The organism is Thermus sp., from assembly GCF_037444525.1.
In the GTDB taxonomy this organism is placed as follows: domain Bacteria; phylum Deinococcota; class Deinococci; order Deinococcales; family Thermaceae; genus Thermus.
Window position 1 is genome coordinate 1 of the sequence record NZ_JBBIMD010000099.1, and the last position, 4127, is coordinate 4127.

Consider the following 4127-nt stretch of genomic DNA (forward strand, 5'->3'; position numbering starts at 1 on the left):
AGGGGCTTTTGCGGGAGCTCCATGTCCTCAGGCTTTGGCCCCCGGGGGGAGGAGGGGGGGATGGGTGTTTATGCACGGTATGCGGGAGGTGCAAGTTTTGAGCCACGTCAAAGATCTCCTCTATAAGGCCCGATTTCTCCAGCATGGAGGCCATGAAGATGAAGAGGGGGATGGCCGCCAGGAGGTACTGGGTCATGTTGTTCCAGACCCGTTGGGGTAGGAGAGAAAGGGCCTCGGGGCTCCAAAGCCCAGCGATGAAGAGGACCGCAAGGCCGCCGGTGAGGAAGGCCAGGGGGTAGCCGGTGAGGAGAAGGAGAAAAAGGCTACCGAACATCAGCCAGGTGAGGAGTTCAATGGGCATCTTGACCTCCCCGGAGGAGACGTTCCAGATCGCGGATGAACTGGGCTAGGCCTTGGAGCCAGAGCAGGAGGGATCCGATGGGAATGGCCAACTTGAAGGGGTAGATGGGAAGGGCGGCGTTAGCCAGGGAGAACTCCCGGTTCTGCCAGGAGGCCAGGAAGAACTGCCAGCCGTACACGGTAAGGCTACCGGCAAAAAGGGTTAGGAAGGCGAACCCCAGGATATTGATAAGGGCCTGGCCCCTGGGGGACAGGCGAACGTAGAGGACATCCACCCCCACGTGGGCCCGTTCCCGGTGGGCGTAGGCCCCGGTGAGGACGTAGAGGAGGCCGAACATCAAGGTGGTGACCTCGTGGGCCCAGAGGGTGGGGCTGTTGAAGAAGTAGCGGCGCACCACCTCGAGGGTGAGGAGGAGCACCGCCGCCAGGGTAAGCCAGCTGGCGATGCGGCCAGACCAGAGGCTTAGACCGTCGATGAAGCCCAGGAGGCGATGGAGGAAACTCATGCTAGAGGCTTAGGCCGCGCAGGTCGGCGTCCGTAACTTACCCCAGCGCCTTCATGTACTCCAGCTGGCTCTGGAAGGCCTCTTTGGCGTACTTGTCCTGCTTAGCCCACTTGAACCAGATGGGGATGGCCACCCGGCGGAACTTGCGCACATCCACGGTGCTGAGCCGGATGATCTGTACCCCCGCCGCCCGGTACTTGGGCCAGGCCTCGAGGTTGGCCTTCTGAATCCCCGCGTAGTGCACCCAGCTCCACTCGTGCACCGCGGCTTCAAAGCGCTCCTGCAGGGGTTTGGGCACGGCCCGCCAGCGGTTCAGGTTGAGGGTGATGTCCGCCAGGTCCACGGGCTGATGGATGCAAGGGGTTTCCGGCGGGCCCATGATGATGTACTTGCTCACCTGGTGGAAGCCCAGGTTGTAGTTCACCGCCGGCCCCACAAAGTCGGCTGCGTCAATGACCCCCCGTTCCAGGGCAGGGTAGACCTCTCCCCCAGGAAGGAGGACCGTGGCCGCTCCCGCCGCGGCGAAGATCTCCGCGATCATCCCTCCCGGGACCCTGAGCTTCACCCCCTTGAACTCCTCAAAGCTCTTGATGGGCTTCTTGGAATGGATGAGGTTGTAGTCGTGCTGGACGAGGCCGATGTAGGCTAGGCCCTGCTCCGCGTAGGCCTTTCGGGCCAGCTCCAGCCCCCCCAGCCCGTAGTACCACGTCTCCCACTGGTCCGGCCGGTCCAGGCCAAGAGGATAGGAGGAGAGGAAGGCGGTGACCGGCATCCGCCCCGCCCAGTAGAGGGTGAAGGGGTGCATGCCGTCCAGGACACCGGTTTTTACCGCGTCAAACATGTCAAAGGTCCCCACCACCGCCCCCGCGGGGAAGGGCTGGATCTCAATCTGGCCATCGGTGAGCTCCTTGACCCGTTCCGTGAACTGCTGGAACAGGGTGTAGCCCACGGTGCCCGCGTCCTAGGCGCTCTGGATGCGCCAGCGGAAGCGGGGAGCTTGGGCAATCGTCAAAGGGGAAAAGACGCTACTGGCCGCTACGCCGATGGCCGCCTTCTTGATAAACTGCCGCCGGGTGCTTTTCATGGCTTCCTCCTTCGCCAAGCGGGGTTGGCGTTTTCCCGTGTCCACCTATACATACGGGATGGAGGCCTTTTTTGTCAATACCCAGAACCTTGTTTCACCTAATGAAAATGGAGGGGCCGTCCCCGCCCGGGGATTCCGCCTAGGTGGAAGGGCTCCGTATCACCGCTGGGATGGTATGCAAGCTTGGGCGGCGCGAGGGCGGGGGGTGGCCCCCACCGGGCTCCAGGCCTCGAGAGCTCGCTTCTCCCGGAGGGGAGGGGGTCTGTGGCGGATGGTTAACGTTGGGTTAACGCCCCCCATCTAGCCTTTCCTTGGGAGGTGAAACCATGGGCTTTGGCAAATGGGGAACGGCGGTTTTGGCGGCTTTGCTCCTTGCAGCCTGCAACCAGACCCCCCAGGGCACCGCAGGGGGCGGTCCTGTGACGGTGGCCGGGGTGGTGGGGGGTACGGAGGAGGCCCCAGCCCTTGGGGGTAAGACCCTGGTGGCCCCTTCTGGGCAAGAGGTGCGGCCAGGGCACGTAATCCAGGGGCAGGGAAGGGATGAGGGGCAGCGCATCGTCCTGACGGAGGTGGCCCTGCGCTACGAGGCCAAGGGGCCCATAGAGCAGGTGGATGTGGCAGGCGGCAGCTTGGTGGTGCTGGGGGTGACGGTGCGCGTGGACGCCCTGACCCGCATCTATGAGGAGGACACGGATGGGGAGCGCACCAGCCTTACCCTGGCCGACCTCCGGGTAGGGGACTACGTGGAGGTTTCGGGGGTGCGGGAGGAGGACGGGACCGTGCGGGCCACCCGTATAGAGCGCAAGCCGGCTTCCGGCACCGCCCCGCAGGAGGTGGAGGTCCGGGGAGAGGCCACCGCTTTGGACCCCGCAGCCCAGACCTTTACCCTGGGGGCTTACACCGTGGACTATAGCGGTGCCCAGGTGGAAGGCACCCTGGAGGAGGGAGCCTGGGTGGAGGTGAAGGGCACCCTGCAGGGGAACACCATCCTGGCGACCCGTGTGGGTGTGGAGCGCCCCAATCCCAGCCCGGCCAATGGGGTTCCCGCAGAGCTCGAGGGGCCCTTTACGGGCCTAGACCTGCAGGCCCAGACCTTTACCCTGGGAGGTTACACCGTGGACTATAGCGGTGCCCAGGTGGAAGGCACCCTGCAGGAGGGGGCCTGGGTGGAGGTCAAGGGGACCTTGGAGGGTAGCCGCCTGCGGGCCGATCGGGTCAAGGTCAAATACGCCCATTCTGGAAGGAGCCATGCGGACCATGAGGTCAAGGGGCAGCTGGAGGCGGTGGACCCCCAGGGCGGCACCTTGACCGTGGGCGGCCAGACCTTCTTCACCGATGGGTTCACCCTCGTGGAGCGCCGGGACTACCCCATCTCCCTGGGCGACCTGGGGGTGGGGGAGTGGGTGGAGGTGAAGTACGATTCCACCCGGACGAACGGACAGGGGTACCCTTACGCCGTCAAGGTGGAGGCCAAGGGGCAAAGGGACACCGCTACCTTGGAGATCAAGGGCCCTATAGAGGGCTTTGATTCCCAGAACCGCACCTTCCGCCTCATGGGGTACACCGTCAGGGTGGATGCCAACACCCGCTATAAGGCCCGCGATCGCCACCTTTCGGCGGACGAGTTCTTCGGCCAAGACCGCACGGGGGCTTGGGTGGAGGTGAAGGGCACCCTGCAGGGGGATGCCCTTCTGGCTTCCAAGGTGAAGCTGAAGTAGGGGATGGCCGGCCCCCTCGTCTATCCTGGAAGGGATGCGGATCCTAGTGGTGGAGGACGAGGGGGCCATTGCTCGGCCTTTGGTGCGCCTTCTGGGGCAGGCCCACCACCGGGTGGTCTGGGCCCAAAGTCTTGAGGAAGCCTGGACCGCCATGGAGGAGGGGGAGCCCGACCTTCTGGTTCTGGATGTCATGCTCCCCGAGGGGGAGGAGGCGGGCTTCGCCTTTGCCCAGGCGGTGCGGGAAGGGGGGTACAGCGGGCCCATCCTATTCCTCACCGCCCGTGACGCCCTGGAGGACCGGGTGCGGGGCCTGGACCTGGGGGGCGATGACTACCTGGCCAAGCCCTTTCACCTGGAGGACCCCCCTTTCGGATATTCAGCTGCATACTCACGCCACCGCCCTGAGCACCTGACCGATCCCCAAGCCCCGCGCCGAAAGCACCTGCGCCACCAGGGAAA

6 protein-coding genes are annotated in these 4127 nt (G+C 64.7%); 2 read left to right on the plus strand and 4 right to left on the minus strand.

Annotated elements, in window-relative coordinates; genetic code table 11:
• From WKI94_RS11520 to WKI94_RS11535, 4 genes are all read right to left on the minus strand, one after another.
• Window positions 1-361, minus strand: a 361-nt coding sequence (locus tag WKI94_RS11520) for a TRAP transporter large permease subunit (RefSeq protein WP_337845869.1), incomplete at its 3' end; no start/stop codon positions are given.
• Entirely contained in the window at window positions 351-866 is a 516-nt protein-coding gene (locus WKI94_RS11525) for a TRAP transporter small permease subunit (RefSeq protein WP_337845870.1), read from the minus strand. The genes WKI94_RS11520 and WKI94_RS11525, both read right to left, overlap by 11 nt.
• A 37-nt stretch (window positions 867-903) precedes the next feature.
• Window positions 904-1815, minus strand: coding sequence for a TRAP transporter substrate-binding protein DctP (dctP, locus tag WKI94_RS11530; RefSeq protein ID WP_337845871.1), 912 nt, complete (start codon window positions 1813-1815; stop codon window positions 904-906).
• Between the two features lie 12 nt (window positions 1816-1827).
• Entirely contained in the window at window positions 1828-1950 is a 123-nt protein-coding gene (locus WKI94_RS11535; protein WP_337845872.1) for a twin-arginine translocation signal domain-containing protein, read from the minus strand.
• A 326-nt stretch (window positions 1951-2276) separates the two neighbouring features.
• On the opposite strand from WKI94_RS11535, the gene WKI94_RS11540 reads away from it, so the two are divergent.
• Together WKI94_RS11540 and WKI94_RS11545 are read left to right on the plus strand one after the other, a co-directional pair.
• Complete coding sequence (locus WKI94_RS11540) at window positions 2277-3668, plus strand: DUF5666 domain-containing protein (RefSeq protein ID WP_337845873.1); 1392 nt, start codon at window positions 2277-2279, stop codon at window positions 3666-3668.
• 34 nt (window positions 3669-3702) lie between these two features.
• A partial coding sequence (locus WKI94_RS11545) for a response regulator (RefSeq protein WP_337845874.1) occupies window positions 3703-4127 on the plus strand: 425 nt, incomplete at its 3' end.